The following is a 19,913-nucleotide window of genomic DNA, read 5'->3' as shown; positions in this document are numbered from 1 at the left end:
GTTCTTAATGGGAGGTCATACTCATGAGCAAGAAGACAACAGTTGTAGGATTTATGATAGCTCTATTACTCCTCACTGCCTGTTCAACCGGTAAACCAGCGGCTACTAAACCTAGCGATGCAGGCGGAACTGCAACAGCAGCCCCCTTGAAGGATGTTACTCTGAAAATTGGCTTGCCCGGCGGTTATGACATTACCAGCAAGAAGATCATAACTAACTTCCAATCTAAGTACCCGAACATTAAGCTGGAAATCGAGGAAACGCCATGGGCGGATTTTGTAACCAAAATCGTCACTCGCATTGCTGGAAATAATCCCCCAGATCTTTGGCTGCAAGAAAATGCGGTTGTTCTCGGATATGGTAAACGTGGAGTTGCAGAAAATCTAGAACCGTACATCAAGCGGGATCTGAAGACTGACGATTATGTGAGTGCTCTTACATCCGCCAAATTGGACGGCAAAATTTACGGGATTCCGCACGGTATCAACCCTGGCGCGCTGGCCTTTAATAAACAGATTTTTAAAGATAATAATATCCCCTTTCCAACGGACGACTGGACTTATAATGATATGATTGAAACTGCCAAGAAGTTGACGAAAGACACCAACGGGGATGGAAAAGCGGATATTTACGGCTTCCAGACAGGAAATAATATCACGCTAGGCTGGCTGCCCTGGATGAGAGCGTTTGGCGGTTCCTCGCTCGACTCAACCTTATCCAAAGCGAATTTCACAGATCCCAAATCGATTCAAGGGCTGACGGCGTGGTCCGACACGATCAATAAGCTGAAAATTAGTCCAACGAGAGAAGCTGCTAACACCGGCAAATTTTTCGAAAACGGGAAGGTGGCTATGACGTTCTTCCAGTATGCAACCCAGGTTTCACTCAATAAAAACAAACCGGATCTTGATTGGGACACCGTCAAGATGCCGATCGGTATGGATGGCAAACGTTTCGTTCCGATGGTAGTGAACCAATGGATTCTTTATTCCAAGTCGAAGCCCGAAGTGAAAGAGGCAGCATGGACGTTCCTCAAGTACTATCTGAGTGATGAGGGGCAGGAATTACTTTCGGAAAGCGGCACAAGCTTGCCAGTGAAGAAAACAGCTCTGGCAGAGCTAGAGAAATCCACTACAAAACCGCTCAACAAGAAGGCCTATACGAAAGGGATTGAAGAAGCGGGTGGTACGCTGGATGAGAACGCATCCTGGAACGAATGGCGAGCGGCGGCCGGACCGATCTTGAACGATATTATGGATGGTAAGCGGACTCCGGAAGAAGGCGCCAAAGAAATTCAGCAAAAAGTCCAACAAGTGCTCGACGATAACAAATAACCGGCTTGGACTTGGAAAGGGGTGTTCCGATGCGCAAACAAGGCTGGTGGGGTTTCGTCTTCACCGTACCTTTTGTCCTGCAGCTGCTCATTTTCTTCTTGTTCCCTTTCGTATTTTCACTCTATTTAACGTTTACGAAGTGGGATTTATTCAACCCGCCGCAATGGATCGGACTGCGTAATTGGAACCAATTCCTACACCTGAAAGTCTTCTGGCTTTCCATGCGTAATGTTGGCTATTTTGCCGTGCTGTTCGTTCCGCTGCAGACCTTCACCGCGCTCATTCTAGCTTATCTGCTCAATCAGCAGATTCGAGGCAAATCATTGTTCCGGATGATATTCTTTCTCCCTGTGATCACGCCTTGGGTCGCAGGGGGAATGATCTGGTTATGGATTTATAACAATGAATATGGCCTGCTTAACTGGATTCTACATACTTTGGGGCTCCAACCCATCGATTGGATACGCAGCGGCAAATGGTGGTTAGTGATTGGTTCTATCGCATTAGTTAACATCTGGAAGGGTGCCGGTTATTCAATGGTACTCATTCTCGCAGGCATGCAGAATATTTCAGAGGAAATGCTCGAAGCAGCACGGATGGATGGAGCATCAGGTTGGACGTTATTTTCGAAAATAACGATTCCAATCGTGTCTCCAATGGTGTATATGGTCATGATCCTCTCAACCATCTCTGCCTTTCACGCATTTGACGTGTTTCTTGTCATGCTAGGGGACGTCATTTCTGTCGCAGACCGGAATATGGTGCCGAACATCCTGATTTACCGCGATTCCTTCCTAAACTTCAAAATGGGCAGCGCATCCGCGATGGCTTGGGGACTGTTCCTGATTATACTGGCTATCACCATTGTACAGAAAGTGACGGAAAAGAGGTGGGTGCATTATGAATAAAACGTACACCGGCCTGAAAATTACCGCTTATGCGATATTAGGCATCGGGTCTATCATCATGCTTGTGCCTTTCCTGTATATGCTTTCGACATCTTTGACAGCAGCAGGCTCGGAGCTAACCCTGCCCCCCAAACTGATACCTGAACCGATAGTATGGAACAATTTCAAGCGGGTATGGATTGAGGTGAACTTTCTACAGTACACGATGAACAGCACCTTTGTCACCGTCATGGATTTAATCGGAACCGTAGCTTCCTGTGCGATCGTAGCTTACGGGTTAGCGTTCTTTCAATTTCGCGGCAGGAACCTGATTTTCTTAGCGATGCTTGGTACGATGATGCTGCCATCCCAAATTACGATGATCCCAACGTATTTTATTTGGAAATCGGTCGGTGCGCTCGATACGTACTACCCGCTCATTCTGAGGAGTTTTCTCGGCGGGGCCTTTGGCATCTTCCTGCTGCACCAATTTTTTAAGACGCTTCCGAAGGAGCTGTATGATGCAGCTTGGGTAGATGGGGCAAACCCCTGGAAAATTTTCTGCAAGATTTACCTTCCTTTAGCGAAACCTGCTCTATCGGCACTAGCTGTTTTCACCTTTATCAGCGCCTGGAATAACACACTTGAACCACTTATTTACTTGCAGGATAAAATGATGTTCACGCTGCCTCTCGGACTGCTGTTTCTGAAAAACGAAGTTCAAAACCGAATGACGTTAATCATGGCTGGTGCCGTTATTACAATCATACCCGTGCTTTTCGTTTTTCTATTTGCTCAAAAATACTTCGTTCAAGGGATTGCTTCGACTGGATTGAAAGGCTGACTAGACTGAAACCCTACGAATTGCCCGAAAATTGGGAAAAGGAGAGTGATTACAGCGATGTCTAAACAATCTAACAAATCAAATGAATTTGAAGAAGCTGCCATTCCAGTGGATATAGAGGAAACAATAGAGCGGGAAGAAAAGAGGGAGCCATTAATTAGCCGAAGAAAGCTGCTAACCACGCTAGGACTGGGGGGAATTGCTGCTGTTTCTACAGGATTATGGGAGGCAGCGGGAAAGTCCACCGCCTTCGCCAGTGATCAATCGGTAACCGGTTCCGTATACGGTATAGCCCAAAAAAACCGTAAGAAGGAGCTGCTTGACATACTGGACATGCATTTCTGCCTCTCAGTCAAGCTGGAGGATCTAAGGGCCGAACTTGAACCCGATCCGATGTTGGCTTATTACGTAACGAATGAGATGCAGGAAGGGTTCTTCCGTTATGACCCGAATGACAATACAACTCCAGATAATACGGGAACCATACTCGTGTCATCCAACGGTAAGCGGTTCAAACGCATCTACGGGGATACACTTATCGCTTCCTGGTTTGGTACGAAAGGGGATGGCATAACGAACGATACGCTGGCTTTACAGCTGGCTTTAAATACTGCTTCCGGTCACAAGTTGTTTATTCCCAAACAGCGTGCAGGCTTTTACTTAACGGGGCAGCTGTTCATTCCAAGCCAAATTGCAATCGAGTTCGAGCCGGGGACTATTATACAAGCGGTAGATACGCTAAGCAAAGTAGGTCCCGTTTACGAACGATTAATCCGTATCAAAACCGTTAAAGACGTATACATCAACGGCAATGGTGCCACCTTGCGTATGAACAAGACGGCGTATACGTCAGGTGAACAGGCTCACATTTTCGATATTAGCGGCTCCGAGAACGTTGTAATCGAGAACATAAATGCCAATGACAGCGGTGGTGACGGGTTTTATATCGGGTATTTCGAATCGACGGTGGCTTTCTGCCGAAATATTGTGCTCCGTAACTGTCGGGCGGACAATAACCGAAGACAAGGATTGTCCGTTATCTCCGTAGACGGTCTCACTGTGGAAAATTGCCGCTTCTCCAACACGAAAGGGACGGCTCCGCAGAGCGGAGTTGACATTGAGCCGAACGGCCAGCTCGATTTGCTGAAAAATATTCGGTTTATACAATGTGTATCGGAAGGGAATACGGGGCGAGGCTTCCTAGTCACCTTATTGAAACCAACGGCTGCCAGTGAGCCCATTGATATCATTTTTGATCGCTGCAGAACGAAAGGCAATTCATTTGGTTTCTCAATGAACTATGGAGGAGATGGTACGAAAGCCGTACAAGGTGAGATCAAATTGATCGATTGTATGGCCGATAGCGAGCAGTACGCAGGGTTTTCGGATTTATCTTTCTCGGCGGACAGCGCGAAGCGTTCTTATATTCGCTGCCGGGCGATCAACTGCAACACGGTTAATCAACCGGACGATCCCTATGGTTATGGTTCCTCGTTCATCGTCACAACAGTGCCAGCACAGACGAGAACCGTCATCGGCAATGCGGTCTATACGGACTGTGAATCCATTGACACACGGCAGGTTCCGCTGATTAAACGAGGATTTACTTTAAAGAAAAACAAGACAGAAATCATACGGAACGTAGCCTACTTCAACTGCACTGTGAAAGGTGGAGGGCAAAGCATCTATTCTATAGACCCCGCGTCAGAAGACCTTCATGCTGAAAAACATCCGCTGCCCATTCAAGCTTTTCCGTCTTCCGGAGCCGTCAAGTTCGACTACATAGGCTTCAAAATTACCAACGCCGGCGCAGCCGGAGAGGTTAATCTGACACTGCCAACGGCAAAAGCAGCTGTTACCTATACGTTCTTTGTGGAAGCAGCCTATCGACTTAACCTGGTAACACAGCCTGGAAAGACGATTCTGACACCAAATGGAGGTAAGACCCTCATCGGTACCGACATGCCGGGCAATTCCATCAAATTGTTGGGACGGACAGACGGTCAGTGGGAAATTGCAAGCAGTGTAGGGGATTGGTTGTTATAGAAGTTTTGCACTTATTGTATGTATTCTAATTGTAAAGGTTGTAGCAGCGAATGCAGCTGTGGTAAGATTTGTCTAGACAATTGAATCGTATCGAACACTAGGGGTGCTTTAATAGCTGAGAAAGACGTTGGTCTTAACCCTTACACCTGATCTAGGTAATGCTAGCGAAGGGAAGTGGTTTTTGTCGTTTGGATGTATAACGTAACGCAGCCACTTTCTATTAGAAAGTGGTTTTTTTGATGTTCAGCCATTAGGAGGAGATCATTTGGCAAGGTTGGCACAAGAACTGGATGAGGTAATCCAGCAAGTAGAGGAGCGTCAAACGGAACTGATCCAGCTTGTGGAACGTCTGGTGCGGTTCGAAACACCTTCACCGCCTGCAAGAAATACCGCCGAGGCTCAGCGATTTATCGCTGAATTCCTGCAAGAGAAAGGATTTCAGATCGACCAGTGGGAGGTGTATCCCGGAGACCCAAATGTGGTTGGCGTACTGAAGGGACAGGCACCTGAAATGTATAAAAGTCTTATCATCAACGGTCATATAGACGTGGCTGAGGTGTGTGCGGATGAGTCTTGGGAGACCGGACCGTTTACTCCAGTGGTCCGCGACGGGGTGATCATAGGCCGCGGGGTGGCGGATATGAAGGGTGGCCTCGCAGGTGCTCTCTTTGCCATTCAGCTGCTGGACGAAGCGGGCATCCGTCTGCCCGGCGATCTCATCTTTCAATCCGTGATCGGGGAGGAAGTGGGGGAGGCCGGTACGCTGGAATGCTGTAAGCGCGGGTATCGGGCGGACTTTGCAGTTGTCGTGGATACGAGCGATTTGCATCTCCAAGGCCAAGGCGGCGTTATTACAGGCTGGATTACAGTGAAGAGCCAACAGACCTGGCACGACGCTACCCGAAGAAGCATGATTCATGCAGGGGGCAAGCTGTTTGGAGCAAGCGCTATTGAGAAAATGATGAAAATTTTGCAAGGGCTGCAAGACCTTGAACGGCACTGGGCCGTCATGAAGAGCTATCCCGGATGTGCGCCTGGCGCCAATACGATCAATCCGGCCGTTATTGAAGGCGGAAGACATGCGGCTTTTATAGCCGATGAGTGCCGTTTATGGATCACTGTCCATTTCTACCCGAATGAGACTTATGAGGAAGTAACGAAAGAAATTGAAGAGCATATAGGCCGTGTTGCACAAAGCGATCCTTGGCTGAGAGACCATCCTCCGTTGTTCAAATGGGGCGGTTCCTCTATGATCGAAGACCGAGGCGAAATCTTCCCGTCCCTTGAGGTGGATCCGGAGCATCCGGGTGTGAAAGCTTTGCAGGCTTCGCATGAGCTTGTGCTGCGCAGAACAGCGGTGACCGATGTCTCCGCGACCGTTACAGACGGCGGCTGGTTCGGCGATGCGGGGATTCCGGCAGTCATCTACGGCCCAGGCCGTTTAGAACACGCGCATGCAGTCAATGAACAGATTTCCATCGGGCAGCTGGTCGATTTCACCAAAGTTATGTTGAAGTTCATCTATGAATGGTGCCGCACGGAACGATAATCATTTTACTGGTATACATAAAAGGAGAGACGTTAATGACTTTTTCTGGACGTTTATATGATCAACTACAGCCTGTGTGGCGGAGAAACCACATGCATCCGTTTGTTCAGGAAATGGGAGCCGGCACGCTGAATTTGGAGAAGTTTCGCTTTTACATGATTCAGGATTATTTGTATTTAAAAGATTATGCCAAACTATTCGCATTAGGAGCGGTGAAATCGGACGATTTAGCGGTCATGGGCAAGTTTGCCGCTCTGCTGCACTCGACATTAAATGAAGAGATGTCCCTTCACCGGACGTATGCCGCACGCTTCGGAATCTCCAAAGAGGAGTTGGAGCTGGCAAAGCCGTCGCCGGTTACCCTGGCATACACACACTATATGCTTCATACGGCGCAGAACGGATCGTTAGCAGATCTTACGGCAGCGCTCCTTCCATGCATGTGGAGCTACTCTGAAATCGGTAAAGAGCTGAGCCGTGTTCCCGGTGCTTCCGAACATGAATACTATGGCGAGTGGATTAAGATGTACAGCTCGGAAGAGTTCGGAGGGTTGGCACAGTGGTGCATCGAGCTGTTGGATCAGCTAACGGAAGGTAAACCGGAATCCGAGCTGGTCAGACTGGAAGAGATATTTTTGAACACAACACGATATGAATATTTGTTCTGGGAGATGGCTTACCGCATGGAAGGTTGGCCGGCCGAGTAGAGAGCCACTGGGAGGAATACGATATTCAGGGGATAAGAACATATTGCTTTAAGAAGTCGCATATTGCGGCTTTTTTTTGTTTGATTTATAAATCGGGATTACATAACAATAATAATATCATAATAAACGGTAATTATATATTGAAAAACGATAAATAATGGTTTATTATCTAATTGACAATAACTAAGGGAGGTGCAATCTTCCATAGGGCGCAGGAAGACGACGGCGATTTGCAAGGCTTTAGAATGTCGGCCTGGAGATATTATAGAATTCTTAATTGATGAGGAAATTGGAGGTATGAACCATGGGCATTAACAATTTGATTATTGATCATATAGACAACCCTCACGAGTTGGAGAGATTGTTTAAAAAAGAACCTGAAGCTTTCAAAAAGTCATTCGCATACGCTTGGGAACAAAACCCTGATTCGCAGGTTCTTGCCGTTTGGTTTGAAAGATTGTATTTCAAGGAGACGGTAGATACAAGAAAAGCCTCCCTGCTTCAAAAGAGTTTCTTATCCATGGGCCTATTAGCAATTCTGGCTGGGATTAGCTGCAGGATAATTTTGCACTTTGTCGAACAGCAAGCAATAGCTCCTATTAACTTTGTATACGGTATACTTCCCTTTATAGCCGCCTATTTTGTATACAATAGTACCCCAAAAAGAAATATTCTTTACGCCCTAGCATCGATATTCCTAATCTCAGCATTTTATCTTAATATGCTGCCACTAGAGCATAAAGACAGTATTATCCTAGCTTATATACACCTTCCTATCTTTTTATGGGTATTATTAGGGGTAGCTTTTACAGGAAATAACTATGGCATAGGCAGCACAAGATTAGCCTACCTTAAATTCAATGGGGAATTTTGCATACTTTACGCCTGCATGGCAATTAGCGGAATGCTATTAACAGCATTAACTATGCAGTTATTTAGATTCGTAGGCATGGATATCTCTGAATTTTATTTTAAAAATATCGTTTTATTTGGTGCTGCCGCGCTCGCTATTGTGGCTACATACCTGGTATCGATAAACCTTAAACTAGCTAAAAATATTGCACCCTATATAGCCAAAATTTTTAGTCCTCTTGTTTTGGCAACATTGATGGTCTATCTTATAACGGTTATTTGGGTCGGGAAAAATCCATTCTTGGATCGCAATTTCCTCCTATCATTCAACGGTGTTCTGCTTAGTGTATTGGCCGTCACCATTTTCTCCATTACGGAAAGCGGCACCAATGAGAAAAAGAGCATTTCTGATTATATAAATTTTGCCCTAATTGTTATTGCTCTTGTCATTGATTGTGTGGCTTTTTCAGCTATCGTGTTCAGGCTTTCTTCTTATGGGATTACGCCCAATAGACTTGCTGTTTTAGGTGTAGACATACTTATCTGGGCCAATTTAATTTGGATTATGCTCTCCTATATGCGGTTTCTACAAAACAAAACCGGACCTTCGACCATCCAGGATGCCGTTACTAAGTATTTGCCGGTCTATGGGATATGGGCAGCGTTCGTAACCGTTGCTTTTCCTTTGATTTTTTAGTAGAGGCGGACATGGAACCAATCCGGAGCAACTATTCGCTGCAGGGTTTGCCGCATGTTTCGAAGGTGCGATAGGTCTTGCTCTTAGGCAATATCGAAGTAGTAACGAACGTTGTTGGTTAATAGCTCAAGTTGGAGGAGCCGCCCATGTATATGCGGCTCTTTTTCACGTACTGGCAGTCCGAATTAGTGTGAGAAAATCTGATATCAAATGAATCAACATCTAATTTATGGTAAAATAAACTCTGTGATATGGGCAGTATTTTTGTAGCGGAGGGGTCTCTAAGCAATGGAATTCGAATTTAATTCAGTGTATATAGAGGTTGTTAAAGATGACATAACTAAATCAAAATTAGATTGCATTGTTAATGCTGCAAATACAAGTTTATTAGGTGGAGGAGGCGTTGATGGTGCAATCCACCGAGCAGGAGGAAAGGAAATTGTTACAGAGTGCATAAAAATAAGAGAGAGACAAGGAGGGTGCCCTGTAGGCGAGGCAGTCATCACTACTGCAGGTAAATTAGATGCAAAATTCGTTATTCATACGGTTGGACCCGTCTGGAACAATGGACTAAGGAATGAGGAAGAAAAACTTAAAAATTGTTATTTGAACTCATTGAATCTTGCTAATCAATATCATATTGCAAGTATCGCATTCCCTAACATAAGCACAGGTATATATAAATTTCCGAAAAAAAAGGCTGCTGAAATAGCTGTTAGCTCAGTTAGGGAAATTATAGAAGGAAATAATTCTTCAGTTAGAAGAATTCAGTTCGTTTGCTTTGATGATGAAAATTATCATATATATTTGAAAACCATTAAGGGTCTTGATTGAAATATTAGGTGGAATTAGTGATGCTAAGATGCTCGTGGTGTATGAAAAAAATTAAAGAAGATAAGCCCTGCTTTGGTCTAAATGTCAAGTTTGCGTCAGGAGTTGACTTTGACGAGAAAAATGGAAGAATTATTTCAATGTATTTAGAAACTAGAAAAACGAGTGTTCCCTAGAGAACTGCGCGGCTAAGATGAAAGAAACAGTTGCAAAAGAATTAGAGCTATTTTCAGGTGAAAGCAGTATGGTACGTTTATAAAATAATCGCCTCTAAGGATTAAACGAACAAGCGCATAATTATATTCTATTGAAAGAATGAAGAGTGAGAACAAGGAAAGGCAGGCACATGTCATGCTTATGTTTCCACGCGTGAATACAGCGGAAGAAATCGCAGAGGTTGCTCAATTAGCTGCAGAAATATGGCGCGAATATTATGTATCCTTGATTACAATCGAGCAAATTGATTACATGATTTCAAAATATCAATCGGTTTCAGCAATTACCGATCAGATCCATCAACAGGGCTATGAATATTACTTGATTCATCACGATGGTTTCGCTGTCGGATATATGTCGGCCAGACAAGAAGAGAGAAAGCTCTTCTTGAGTAAGTTTTACATAAGCAAGGAGCACCGGGGGCGCAGCTATGCCAGCAAAGCGTTAGCATTCTTGGAGCAACTGTGCGAAGAGCGAAATCTAAGCCATATTTGGTTGACAGTCAATCGTCATAACGAATCCAGTATTGCAGTATATGAGAAAAAAGGATTCCGAACTGTACGGGAACAATGTGCGGATATCGGTAATGGATTCGTGATGGATGATTTTATTATGGAAAAAGAAATTCCAGTTTCACAAGAAAATGTATGATATAATATTCATAATGTGAAACAATATTTCATCTGATGAAACCAAAGTGAATCTGGATGGGGGTTACATTGTGAATGATCATGAAAAACTAAAGGAAATCGTGAAAGATCAATTCTCAAGAAATGCCGAAAAGTACGTAAGTAGTGAAACGCATGCCAAAGGCAGTGATCTTGCTGTTTTAATTGAGTGGTTAAACCCTAAACCCCATTGGACTGTTCTAGATGTCGCTACGGGTGGGGGGCATGTAACGAAACATATCTCACCGCATGTTGCACATGTTATTTCTACAGATTTGACAAGCGAGATGCTAACCGCAGCTCGAAATCATATTATTGAGAATAATCAAAATGTCTCGTTTGTAGTGGCAGATGCTGAAAACTTACCATTCTTAATTGATTCTTTTGATGCTGTAACATGCAGGATTGCAGCACATCATTTTCCCGACCCTGAGAAGTTTGTCAATGAGTCTGAAAGAGTTTTAAAACAGGATGGATTTCTTCTTCTGATAGATAATGTAGTCCCTGCTGATGATCATTTGGATGAGTTTATAAATAAGCTTGAAAAGTTAAGAGATGAAAGTCATGTTCGGTGCTATTCCATTACAGAATGGACAGAATGGGGAAAAAAAGCGGGTTTAGAAATCGTAAAATCGACATTACGTAAGAAAACATTTGAGTTCCCCACATGGGTAAGACGTACAACAAAGTCGGAAGAACAAGTAAAGCAAGTGGAACGACATATTCTTGAAGCGAGCAAGGAAATGCAGGAATATTGTGGCCTGACTATGAAAGATGGGGAAATTAATTCTATACACATTGACGAGTGGATGGTTTTATTCAAGAAGGCAAAGTCTTGAGGAATTGAATCAGATAATGAAACTCCTCATTTAACAACGGAGAACGATTGTCTCATAATATTGTACTAACCTAGGCTGCCATTGATTCACTTGGCGGCTTATTGTGTATTGATCTATAGCCGATTCACGGATAAAGAAGGTATCAAAAGAAACGGTTCACAAAAGCTTTACCGGAGTAGTTATTGAAGGCAGGAATAAATCACATCTCCAGTATTAAAGATCAGTTTACTCCGTGGTATACTAAAAAAAGAAAATAACGTCACAAATGATATGAGTAAGCATCACCTGATTTTAATACGCTGTAATTGTTTAACAGGAGAGGGGTACATAAATGGAATTTTTGTTATTATCGAAAGACTTAACACAGCAGTATTGCCGGAAGATTTTGATGCCTGAAGGAGCAACCGAAATATTGCTGGACATCACCGATAAAATAAACAATGATCAGAAACTTTTTGACATTTATAAGGAATTTTATATGAATAATATAGAGAGCGGATATTGGACAACCGTTTGGGAACCATTGACGATTCATCCTTATGTGGAAGAAGTTTTCGGAAATGAGGCATCGTTGTTTTATCTGCATGCAGCACTGCAAAGACTGCCTCTAACTGAGCAAAAGTATTCCGAAAGGGGGCTAAGTGAAGAGTTATTTGTAGAAACTTTAAGGGATATCGGTGTATGGGTGCAAAATGCCTATAATTTAGTGGGTTATTATGCCATTAGAAATTTCAGTTGGATCTGGAGGCATCTGGAAGCCAGAATGTTTCGGCTAAGTGGAATGCAATTTATGGCAACGAAATTTTCCGGAGTCGTAAAAGGCTTTTATAATGCAAAGGAAGATAGATTTTTGCTTTTATGCAGTGAAGGGATGGAGTTAAGAGCAAATGGTGATATGCAAGGGGTATGTAAAAAAGAGAAGACAAACGATGGTTTTGTGACGAAATATGAGGAAACGGAAGATTATTTCATTGGAAATCCAATAACTCCCATTGGGAAAGGTTTAAACAAACAAGTAAAGCTTAAAAAGGATGAATGGAAAAAAGTACTGGACAAGGACGATACTATGCTTGAGATCCACATCCCTAGAGATACATCTTTTGATATGGAAACTATAAAGGACACCTATAGACAAGCTAAGGAATTTTATGCGACTTATTTTCCAGAGGTCGAGTATAAAGGTATGGTTTGCCATACATGGCTCTTTACTCCTCAACTTCGGGAGATGCTGCCGCCTTCCAGTAATATCGTAAAGTTCCAACAGCAGTTCTACCTCTATCCGACAGCAGGTTCGGTGCGTTTTTTATGGAATTTTGTATTTAATGAATTGACCGAAGTTAAGGATGCAAAACCAGACACTTCTTTAAGGAAAAAAGTCCTTAATTATTTAGAAGAAGATAAAGAAATATTCGACATGAATGGGATATTTCTTGAACAATGCGGTGATTTTGGAACAGTATCCTATAAAAATGAAGATGAGAATTAATTTGCGAAGCTGCCGGGATCGATCGGCAGCTTTGCTGCGTTCATGGGGATGTGAAACGTTATCCTGTGAAGGATATTTGTAATATATACCGAATTGCTTAAGTCTAAGAGACGTTTACGAGGAAAGACTTCCTCTATACATGAAGTTTAGCGATAAAACTCTTGATTGTACCAATAAGGATATAGAACATTGTGTTAGTGAGATTATAGATGCCGCGAGTAATGAGTAAGTTCTAAAAACATAGGTCTGATGTGTATATCAGGCAGAATAGGATAGGGAGCAGTTGCCTTTGCGGCAGCTGTTCTTTTTCATTCATAAGAGGGAAATAAATTTAGACGAACTGACAGTTTATCGGAATAAAACGCTTGATACAATTGGGTAATTATGGTGTAATAAATGCAAACATACGTTCTTTTGCATGGGGGGTTATGATGAAACTAGAACGGTTAATATCGATTACTTATGCGCTTTTAAATAACGAAGTCATTTCTGCTTCTGAGCTTGCGAACAAATATCGTGTTTCCCAACGAACCATTTACCGTGATATAGAGGCTATTTGTGCGGCTGGAATCCCTGTTGTATCCTTCCAAGGCGTCAACGGAGGATATGGGATCATTGAAGAATTTAAAATGGAGAAAAGTTTATTGCACTCCAACGACATTGAGTCATTAATCACGCTTCTTCAAAGCACGACAACGGTGTTCCAGGATGACCGTGCAACGGAGACTCTACATAGGCTTCAGACTATTCAAAGCGACAAGAGGCCAAGCTTAACGATGGATCTGGGAAGCTGGCGAGCTAACAATGCAACACTCCATGCACTTCGAGCAGCCATAACAGATCGCTATGTCATTCGATTTGAATACATGAATTCTAAGAATGAGAGAGCCACTAGGGTAGTTGAACCAGTCAGCCTTCTGTTTAAATATTATTCTTGGTATTTACATGGGTACTGTAGGGCTCGTAACGATTATCGCGTATTTAAACTTACAAGAATGTTAGATTTGGTTACCTTGACTGAATTATACCATCGTATCCATCCAACACCTCTTCAAGATATTTCTTTAGACTATCAGAAAGAAGAAATCGTAGGTGCTGTTCTTCATTTCTCAGGCAGATCATTGGCTCATGCTCTGGATTGCTTTTACGCGGAGAATAAATGTTTCAATGAAGATGGTACGCTTACGGTTACCATTACCAATCCTTCAGAAGTTGAATGGTTAGTTGAAATGATTTTAAGTTTTGGGGAAGATGTGGAGGTTCTTGAACCGCTCGAGTTAAGGAAAATGCTTAAAGATAAAATTGAAAAAATGTTAAATCGGTATCCTCAAGTATGACAGACTGTTGTCATACTTGTTTTATTATAATGAGCTCAAAGAGAAGGCAAGTCAGCATTTTAAGAATTTGGAGGTACACGCTATGCATAATTATCCTTATTTTTTCGAGGAAAAGATCAGAGAACATAATCAGGAGCTTAAAGAGATCGAAAGTAACGCCTGGAAGTGGGCCCGATGTGTCTCTATGAAATCAAAACTTACTATTCTATCTATTTTTTTAAAGTATCCGAAGTTGATTTGGAAATATTTATAACACACTTTTAATGCATTGTAAAACTGTTTATGAGAAAATGGGGTAAACAATCAGTAGGGGGCTTATCCCATGAAAACAATAGGGCTTATCGGTGGAATGAGTTGGGAGTCATCTTTACTCTATTACCAAATCATTAATCAACGAGTAAAAGAAAAGCTAGGAGGGCATCATTCCGCCAAAAGTCTCATGTATTCGGTCGATTTTCATGAAGTCAAGACTTTGCAGCATCAAGGAAACTGGGATGAAGCCACAAAAATTATGATCGATTCAGCACAAAAATTAGAAACCGGTGGAGCCGATTTAATAGTCATTTGTACGAATACGATGCACAAGATGGCACAAGAAGTAGAAGAATCGGTATCTATCCCATTACTACATATCGCTGATTCAACTGCCATAGAAATTGTTAAGGATGGAATTAAGAAGGTTGCTTTACTTGGGACTGCATTTACTATGGAACAAGATTTTTACAAAGGCAGACTCATTGAAAGGTTTGGACTTGATGTTATTGTTCCAAATGAAGAAGAAAGAATGGTTATACATGACATTATTTATCAAGAACTTTGTCTTGGAATTATTAAAGAAGAGTCTAAGCAATCCTACTTAAAGATCATAAATGGTCTTTACCAACAGGGAGCCGAAGCCATTATACTTGGATGTACAGAAATAACGCTTCTCATCTCACAAGATGATTGTATAATACCAGTTTATGATACAACGAGACTTCATGCCGAATCTGCTGTTGACTTCGCTTTAAAAAATTAAACATCATAAATGGGGTTTGAGGAACTGCCTTCAGTAGACAGAAATATATACTGCATAATAAAAAGCGACCCGCTTACGGATCGCTTTTATTTATTACCGCGATTGGAGCACGGCATTCATAGCTTTGCGTTTGGTGGCTGTAACCGCGAATTGAACGATGATCATCAGCAGCACGATGACCATCATGCCAACGATTGCGGAAGCAAAGCTGCCAGTGGCATCGTGAATTCTTCCTAGCAGGATTGGACCGGCAGCACCGATGACATAACCGGCCGATTGCACCATGGCCGACCACGAAGCGGCTTCCTGGGCGCTGGTCGTTACGTCGATCGGAAGAAGAAGGTTTAAGGGGAATAACCCGCCCGCGCCAATCCCGATAAACGAAGCAGCAACTGCAGGTTCAACGTTCAGAATCAACAGCAGGAGGCCGACGAGCTCCAAAAAGGCAGAGGCGACCAGCCACAACCGGCGGGACGGAAACCTTTTGAGCAGGAGAGGCATTAGCAGGCTTACCGGGATTTGAATGACGACAAATAAGGTCAGAGACATCACCGCGTAGCTTTTTGAATAGCCCATTCCTTGGATGATTTGAGGGAGCCATGCGGTAAACGAGTAGAACAGCATCGCCATAAACGCAAAGGACAACATTAGGATCCAAGCTTTGCTATTCCCCCACGGAAGCTTAACGTTGGTTGTTCCCGCGGCAGCATTCAGGCTTGTGTCATTCGGGCGAACGAATGACCACCAGAGAACGGCGGCAACGATGGCGACAATAGCCCATGAGGCCAATGATAACTGCCAGGAATCAAAGCTGTTCTGCAGCGGTGTGGAAAATGCCGAGCTGAATGTTGCTCCTAGAGTAAGGGCGACGGTATATACGGCGATCATAGAAGGAACCTGTTTAGGGAAATACTTCTTAATGAAGCCCGCCAGCAGCGGTCCGATTAAGGCGATTCCGATCCCTGCAATCAAGGCCGTGACAAGTAAGTAGAAGACGGAATTCGTGAACACACGAATGGCGGTACCAACCGCGATAATGAGTAGAGATACGCCCATTACCTTCTCGATTCCCCATTTGCCGCCGGCTTTAACGGCGAGCGGGGAGAAGAGTCCCATGCAAAGCACGGGTATGGAAGTGAGCAGACTAGCGACAGCCCCGCTCATTCCGAGATCCGTCCGAATGCTGTCCAATAATGGGGCGATTGAGTTGATCGCTGGACGTAAATTCAGCGAAGCTGCAAACAAGGCTATCGCTATAAGGACGTGTTGTTTCTTCATAACGGCTCTCCTCCTTCTTTATATAACTGCCTAAACCATATCGGCTTAGCAGGTGCTAGTGAACAAATCTTACTTGAAGAACAAACATTTATCAATTATATTAAATTTATAATAACCATTTGTATTTTAAATGATTGTTGGCGACTGATTCAGATAGAAGAGAGGCGGGAAGTATGGAGCTTAGGCAACTGGAGTATTTCATGGCGGTGTGCGAGGAGCTGCACTTTACGAAGGCCGCGGATAAAATCGGGATTTCCCAGCCTAATTTAAGCTTGTCGATCAAAGCGTTGGAAGAAGAGATCGGAATGCCCCTCTTTGACCGGATCGGTAAACGCATTCAATTGACTGACGCGGGTTCTATTTTGAAAAAACACGCCCGAATGATGCTACAGAATCTAAGCAACGCGCTTCAAGAAATGGACGATCTTTATCATCAGAATGGGGGGAACCTAAGTATCGGGGCCTTGCCATCGGAACTGGATTATCGCCTCACCCCGATGTTTATTCGTTTCTTCCAACGATATCCGAACATCCGGCTGAAGATCATTTCGGAAGTCGACGTGACGGGGATGGTGTTGAATACAGACATGCATATCGGAATAGCTGTGAAGCCTCTTTTTGATCCGCGGTTGGTCATTCGTCCTTTGGCCCGAGAAGAGTATGGGATAGTCGTGTCCAAAAATCATGAACTGTCTAAGGCAGAATCGATTTCTCTGGCTGACCTGCAGTTCCTGCCCATCGTCATGTATCCCAAAGGGCTATGGGGAAGAGAATTCGTGGATAGCTGGTGCCGTCAGCATGGGTTCCACCTGAACGTAGTCGTTGAGACTAGTTCAAATCCATCGCTCTTTTATTTCGTTAAGGCAAATATCGGCGTTGGAATCGTCGCAAATTCGCTTCTGGAGTCCATCGACAGTCTTGACCTGCGCTTTCTCCCGATCCGCGATTATCCGCCAGTAAGGGAGATGAGCATCATATATCGCTCGGACAAATATCTCAGTCACGCGGCGCGCACCTTTATACATTTTGCGGAGGAGCAACTGAAAGATCGTTAAAGTCTGCAGGGTCGGGCCCATATGGCATTTTATTCGTAATATCCATCAGTTAAAGATGACTTTAATATGAAGTTAATCTTATTTATCCCACTTGTATAATCGGATTAATTCATGTAAGATATGGTTAATAATTATGTCAGCCAATTGGTCTACCAAAGGCTCCCTAACACAAGGTCACCGCTTCGCGCGCGGCAGCCCTTGCATCGGGAGCCTTTTCTAATTTTAACAAACAGGGTGGTGTCGTTATGAGTAAAGTACATCGTCAACTTCATTTGAATTTGTTCGTTTCCCCGATGGGACATCATGAGGCAGCATGGCGGCATCCGCAGACGAATCTAGATCAGCTGCTTGACTTCTCTTTCTACCAGCGCCTGGCTGCAAAAGCAGAAGCGGCGAAGCTGGATTCGCTTTTCTTTGCAGATCGGGTATCGACCAGTCCGAACGCGGTCCGATACGGAGCGATAGGCGGATACGAGCCGTTGACGCTCTTGTCGGCACTTGCCGTAGTCACCAAGCGAATCGGTCTGATCGCAACCGTATCCACGAGCTTCAACGAGCCGTTCAATCTGGCTCGGAGATTTGCTTCTCTTGACCACCTCAGCCGCGGCCGCGCCGGCTGGAACATCATTACGTCAGGAACGGATGCGGAGGCGCAAAATTTCAACTATGAACAAATACCGGAACACGCAGAGCGCTATGATCGAGCGCGGGAATTTTTGGATGTGTCCACGAAGCTATGGGATAGCTGGGAAGACGATGCTCTTGTCAGAGACAAGGAAGCTGGCATTTTTGCGGACAGCTCCAAGGTTCACGAGCTTAATCATAAAGGGGAACATTTCTCCGTGAAGGGACCGCTCAATATTTCCCGAGGGCCGCAGGGGCGACCGCTGCTCGTTCAAGCCGGTTCTTCGCAGAATGGCAGACAATTCGCTGCGGAGTACGCGGAAGCGATTTTTACGGCTCAGCAAAGCTTTGAAGAAGCGGAGTCCTTCTATCGAGATATGAAACAACGGGCGGTTCAATTGAATAGGTTGCCGGATCACGTTGTCATCCTGCCGGGAATTTGCCCGATTATCGGACGCACGGAGGAAGAAGCCAGAGAGAAGGAAGCGAAGCTTGTGGAACTCTCAAACCCAACCTACAGCTTAATGATGTTGTCCAATCGTGTCGGCTTTGATCTAACTGGTTATCCATTGGATGGCCCGATGCCGCAGCTGCCGGTTCAAGAAGTGAGAGGCCATCAGAGTCGCACGAATTTGATCGTCGAGATGGCTCATCGAGAGAACCTGACGCTTCGTCAGCTGCTGCAGCGTCTGGCCGGAGGACGCGGTCACCAGACAATAACAGGTACATCCCAACAAATTGCCGATATGATGGAGCATTGGTTTCAGAATGGGGCTGCTGACGGCTTCAATATTATGCCGCAGCTGATGGCCGGGGGACTAGAGGACTTCCTCGATCTCGTCGTTCCCGAGCTGCAGCGCAGAGGGCTGTTCCGAAAAGAGTACACCGGTACAACCCTTCGCGATCATTATGAGCTTCCTTATCCGGGCAACCGATTTGCGGAAGCGCCGAATCCGATGAAAGAAACGGAATGGTACAGCGCATGAAAAAATGGGATTTCAGCTAAATGTTTTTTATTTAAAACCTTGATCGAGTGTTCCTCACTCCTCAAGGTTTTTTTCATACCAATTATTCTTCGTTTACAAGTTGGCTGCGATGACCAAAACAAAAAACACTTCGGAACTTATCTTAGATTCGGCTCAAGCGATTGTTCAGGAATTTGGATTTAACGGGTTCAGCTACGCACATATTGCTGAGAAAATAGGGATACGCACGGCAAGTATTCATTACTATTTCCAGAATAAGGAGGATTTGGGGGAGGCTTTGATTGCACGCTATCTCAAAAATTTTCTTTATGCAAGTGCTACAAACGATTCCGAAACACAGAACAATCTGGATAAACTGCATAAATTCGTGTTGCTATATAACGCCCCTGTACAAGATTATTGTACTTGTCTAAGTGTTATGCTATCCTCTGAACTAGCAACCCTATCGGAGAAAGTAAGGGAAGGGTTAGCACAGTTTTTCAACGCTAATTTAACTTGGCTTGAACAAGTGTTCGAGAATGGACGCCGTGAAGGACATCTCTACTTTAAAGGTGAAGCAGAGGTGCAAGCCCATCAATTGATTTTTATTTATGTTAGATTCTATCTTTTAGTAGATAGTTAACTGAAGCGTGACTTCTTAGGGCTAATATCGCGAGGGG

Annotated in this window: 18 protein-coding genes and 1 riboswitch; of the genes, 17 read left to right on the top strand and 1 reads right to left on the bottom strand. The window is 44.1% G+C overall.

The window, feature by feature from the left end; all coding sequences use genetic code 11:
• The first annotated feature begins 23 nt into the window (after window positions 1-23).
• From J2Z65_RS16280 to J2Z65_RS16210, 14 genes are all read left to right on the top strand, one after another.
• Entirely contained in the window at window positions 24-1,334 is a 1,311-nt protein-coding gene (locus tag J2Z65_RS16280; RefSeq protein ID WP_167059675.1) for an ABC transporter substrate-binding protein, read from the top strand.
• A gap of 29 nt (window positions 1,335-1,363) precedes the next feature.
• Window positions 1,364-2,242 carry a carbohydrate ABC transporter permease gene (locus J2Z65_RS16275; RefSeq protein ID WP_167059672.1) on the top strand — a complete coding sequence of 293 codons (879 nt, stop codon included), beginning with the start codon at window positions 1,364-1,366 and terminating at the stop codon, window positions 2,240-2,242.
• Entirely contained in the window at window positions 2,235-3,065 is an 831-nt protein-coding gene (locus J2Z65_RS16270) for a carbohydrate ABC transporter permease (protein WP_167059669.1), read from the top strand. The genes J2Z65_RS16275 and J2Z65_RS16270 overlap by 8 nt, the downstream gene beginning before the upstream one ends.
• Before the next feature lie 57 nt (window positions 3,066-3,122).
• Entirely contained in the window at window positions 3,123-5,111 is a 1,989-nt protein-coding gene (locus J2Z65_RS16265; RefSeq protein WP_167059666.1) for a right-handed parallel beta-helix repeat-containing protein, read from the top strand.
• An 89-nt stretch (window positions 5,112-5,200) separates the two neighbouring features.
• A riboswitch (TPP riboswitch) is annotated at window positions 5,201-5,301 on the top strand.
• Between the two features lie 84 nt (window positions 5,302-5,385).
• The gene (locus J2Z65_RS16260) at window positions 5,386-6,660 is read left to right on the top strand and encodes an acetylornithine deacetylase (protein WP_167060322.1); all 1,275 of its coding nucleotides are present in this window, start codon (window positions 5,386-5,388) and stop codon (window positions 6,658-6,660) included.
• A 35-nt stretch (window positions 6,661-6,695) separates the two neighbouring features.
• Window positions 6,696-7,367: a thiaminase II gene (gene tenA / locus J2Z65_RS16255; RefSeq protein WP_167059663.1), complete on the top strand. Its 672-nt coding sequence runs from the start codon at window positions 6,696-6,698 to the stop codon at window positions 7,365-7,367.
• A gap of 192 nt (window positions 7,368-7,559) precedes the next feature.
• Window positions 7,560-7,682, top strand: a complete 123-nt coding sequence (locus tag J2Z65_RS36125; RefSeq protein WP_167059660.1) for a helix-turn-helix domain-containing protein — start codon at window positions 7,560-7,562, stop codon at window positions 7,680-7,682.
• Window positions 7,672-8,916, top strand: coding sequence for a DUF4153 domain-containing protein (locus J2Z65_RS16245; protein ID WP_167059657.1), 1,245 nt, complete (start codon window positions 7,672-7,674; stop codon window positions 8,914-8,916). The genes J2Z65_RS36125 and J2Z65_RS16245 overlap by 11 nt, the downstream gene beginning before the upstream one ends.
• A gap of 309 nt (window positions 8,917-9,225) precedes the next feature.
• Complete coding sequence (locus J2Z65_RS16235) at window positions 9,226-9,750, top strand: O-acetyl-ADP-ribose deacetylase (protein WP_342357348.1); 525 nt, start codon at window positions 9,226-9,228, stop codon at window positions 9,748-9,750.
• Between the two features lie 348 nt (window positions 9,751-10,098).
• The gene (locus J2Z65_RS16230; RefSeq protein WP_167059654.1) at window positions 10,099-10,614 is read left to right on the top strand and encodes a GNAT family N-acetyltransferase; all 516 of its coding nucleotides are present in this window, start codon (window positions 10,099-10,101) and stop codon (window positions 10,612-10,614) included.
• 70 nt (window positions 10,615-10,684) lie between these two features.
• On the top strand, window positions 10,685-11,470 hold the full coding sequence (locus J2Z65_RS16225) for a methyltransferase domain-containing protein (RefSeq protein ID WP_167059651.1): 786 nt from the start codon (window positions 10,685-10,687) through the stop codon (window positions 11,468-11,470).
• A gap of 331 nt (window positions 11,471-11,801) precedes the next feature.
• Window positions 11,802-12,956: an acyltransferase domain-containing protein gene (locus J2Z65_RS16220; protein ID WP_209855909.1), complete on the top strand. Its 1,155-nt coding sequence runs from the start codon at window positions 11,802-11,804 to the stop codon at window positions 12,954-12,956.
• A 428-nt stretch (window positions 12,957-13,384) separates the two neighbouring features.
• On the top strand, window positions 13,385-14,293 hold the full coding sequence (locus J2Z65_RS16215; protein WP_244999160.1) for a helix-turn-helix transcriptional regulator: 909 nt from the start codon (window positions 13,385-13,387) through the stop codon (window positions 14,291-14,293).
• Window positions 14,294-14,615: 322 nt separating this feature from the next.
• Window positions 14,616-15,311 carry an aspartate/glutamate racemase family protein gene (locus tag J2Z65_RS16210; RefSeq protein WP_167059645.1) on the top strand — a complete coding sequence of 232 codons (696 nt, stop codon included), beginning with the start codon at window positions 14,616-14,618 and terminating at the stop codon, window positions 15,309-15,311.
• Between the two features lie 93 nt (window positions 15,312-15,404).
• Here J2Z65_RS16210 and J2Z65_RS16205 read toward each other — a convergent pair whose 3' ends face one another.
• Window positions 15,405-16,589: an MFS transporter gene (locus J2Z65_RS16205; protein WP_167059642.1), complete on the bottom strand. Its 1,185-nt coding sequence runs from the start codon at window positions 16,587-16,589 to the stop codon at window positions 15,405-15,407.
• A gap of 173 nt (window positions 16,590-16,762) precedes the next feature.
• On the opposite strand from J2Z65_RS16205, the gene J2Z65_RS16200 reads away from it, so the two are divergent.
• The 3 genes from J2Z65_RS16200 to J2Z65_RS16190 all read left to right on the top strand — a co-directional run bounded on the left by J2Z65_RS16200 (window position 16,763) and on the right by J2Z65_RS16190 (window position 19,876).
• Window positions 16,763-17,644: a LysR family transcriptional regulator gene (locus J2Z65_RS16200; RefSeq protein WP_167059639.1), complete on the top strand. Its 882-nt coding sequence runs from the start codon at window positions 16,763-16,765 to the stop codon at window positions 17,642-17,644.
• 245 nt (window positions 17,645-17,889) lie between these two features.
• The gene (locus J2Z65_RS16195; protein ID WP_167059636.1) at window positions 17,890-19,254 is read left to right on the top strand and encodes an LLM class flavin-dependent oxidoreductase; all 1,365 of its coding nucleotides are present in this window, start codon (window positions 17,890-17,892) and stop codon (window positions 19,252-19,254) included.
• 109 nt (window positions 19,255-19,363) lie between these two features.
• Entirely contained in the window at window positions 19,364-19,876 is a 513-nt protein-coding gene (locus J2Z65_RS16190) for a TetR/AcrR family transcriptional regulator (protein WP_167059633.1), read from the top strand.
• Window positions 19,877-19,913 lie beyond the last annotated feature (37 nt).

The sequence above is a fragment of the Paenibacillus aceris genome (assembly GCF_017874035.1).
In the GTDB taxonomy this organism is placed as follows: Bacteria; Bacillota; Bacilli; order Paenibacillales; family NBRC-103111; genus Paenibacillus_E; species Paenibacillus_E aceris.
Note: the sequence above shows the minus strand (reverse complement) of the source record. Positions and strands in the feature narration are given on the sequence as shown.

Coding starts and splice junctions, on each gene's coding strand:
- J2Z65_RS16275 (WP_167059672.1), top strand. CDS start 1,364: ATGCGCAAACAAGGCTGGTGGGGTTTCGTCTTCACCGTACCTTTTGTC.
- J2Z65_RS16200 (WP_167059639.1), top strand. CDS start 16,763: ATGGAGCTTAGGCAACTGGAGTATTTCATGGCGGTGTGCGAGGAGCTG.
- J2Z65_RS16190 (WP_167059633.1), top strand. CDS start 19,364: ATGACCAAAACAAAAAACACTTCGGAACTTATCTTAGATTCGGCTCAA.
- J2Z65_RS16245 (WP_167059657.1), top strand. CDS start 7,672: ATGGGCATTAACAATTTGATTATTGATCATATAGACAACCCTCACGAG.
- J2Z65_RS16270 (WP_167059669.1), top strand. CDS start 2,235: ATGAATAAAACGTACACCGGCCTGAAAATTACCGCTTATGCGATATTA.
- J2Z65_RS16215 (WP_244999160.1), top strand. CDS start 13,385: ATGATGAAACTAGAACGGTTAATATCGATTACTTATGCGCTTTTAAAT.
- J2Z65_RS16205 (WP_167059642.1), bottom strand. CDS start 16,589: ATGAAGAAACAACACGTCCTTATAGCGATAGCCTTGTTTGCAGCTTCG.
- J2Z65_RS16220 (WP_209855909.1), top strand. CDS start 11,802: ATGGAATTTTTGTTATTATCGAAAGACTTAACACAGCAGTATTGCCGG.
- J2Z65_RS16195 (WP_167059636.1), top strand. CDS start 17,890: ATGAGTAAAGTACATCGTCAACTTCATTTGAATTTGTTCGTTTCCCCG.
- J2Z65_RS16210 (WP_167059645.1), top strand. CDS start 14,616: ATGAAAACAATAGGGCTTATCGGTGGAATGAGTTGGGAGTCATCTTTA.
- J2Z65_RS16265 (WP_167059666.1), top strand. CDS start 3,123: ATGTCTAAACAATCTAACAAATCAAATGAATTTGAAGAAGCTGCCATT.
- J2Z65_RS16230 (WP_167059654.1), top strand. CDS start 10,099: ATGCTTATGTTTCCACGCGTGAATACAGCGGAAGAAATCGCAGAGGTT.
- tenA (WP_167059663.1), top strand. CDS start 6,696: ATGACTTTTTCTGGACGTTTATATGATCAACTACAGCCTGTGTGGCGG.
- J2Z65_RS16280 (WP_167059675.1), top strand. CDS start 24: ATGAGCAAGAAGACAACAGTTGTAGGATTTATGATAGCTCTATTACTC.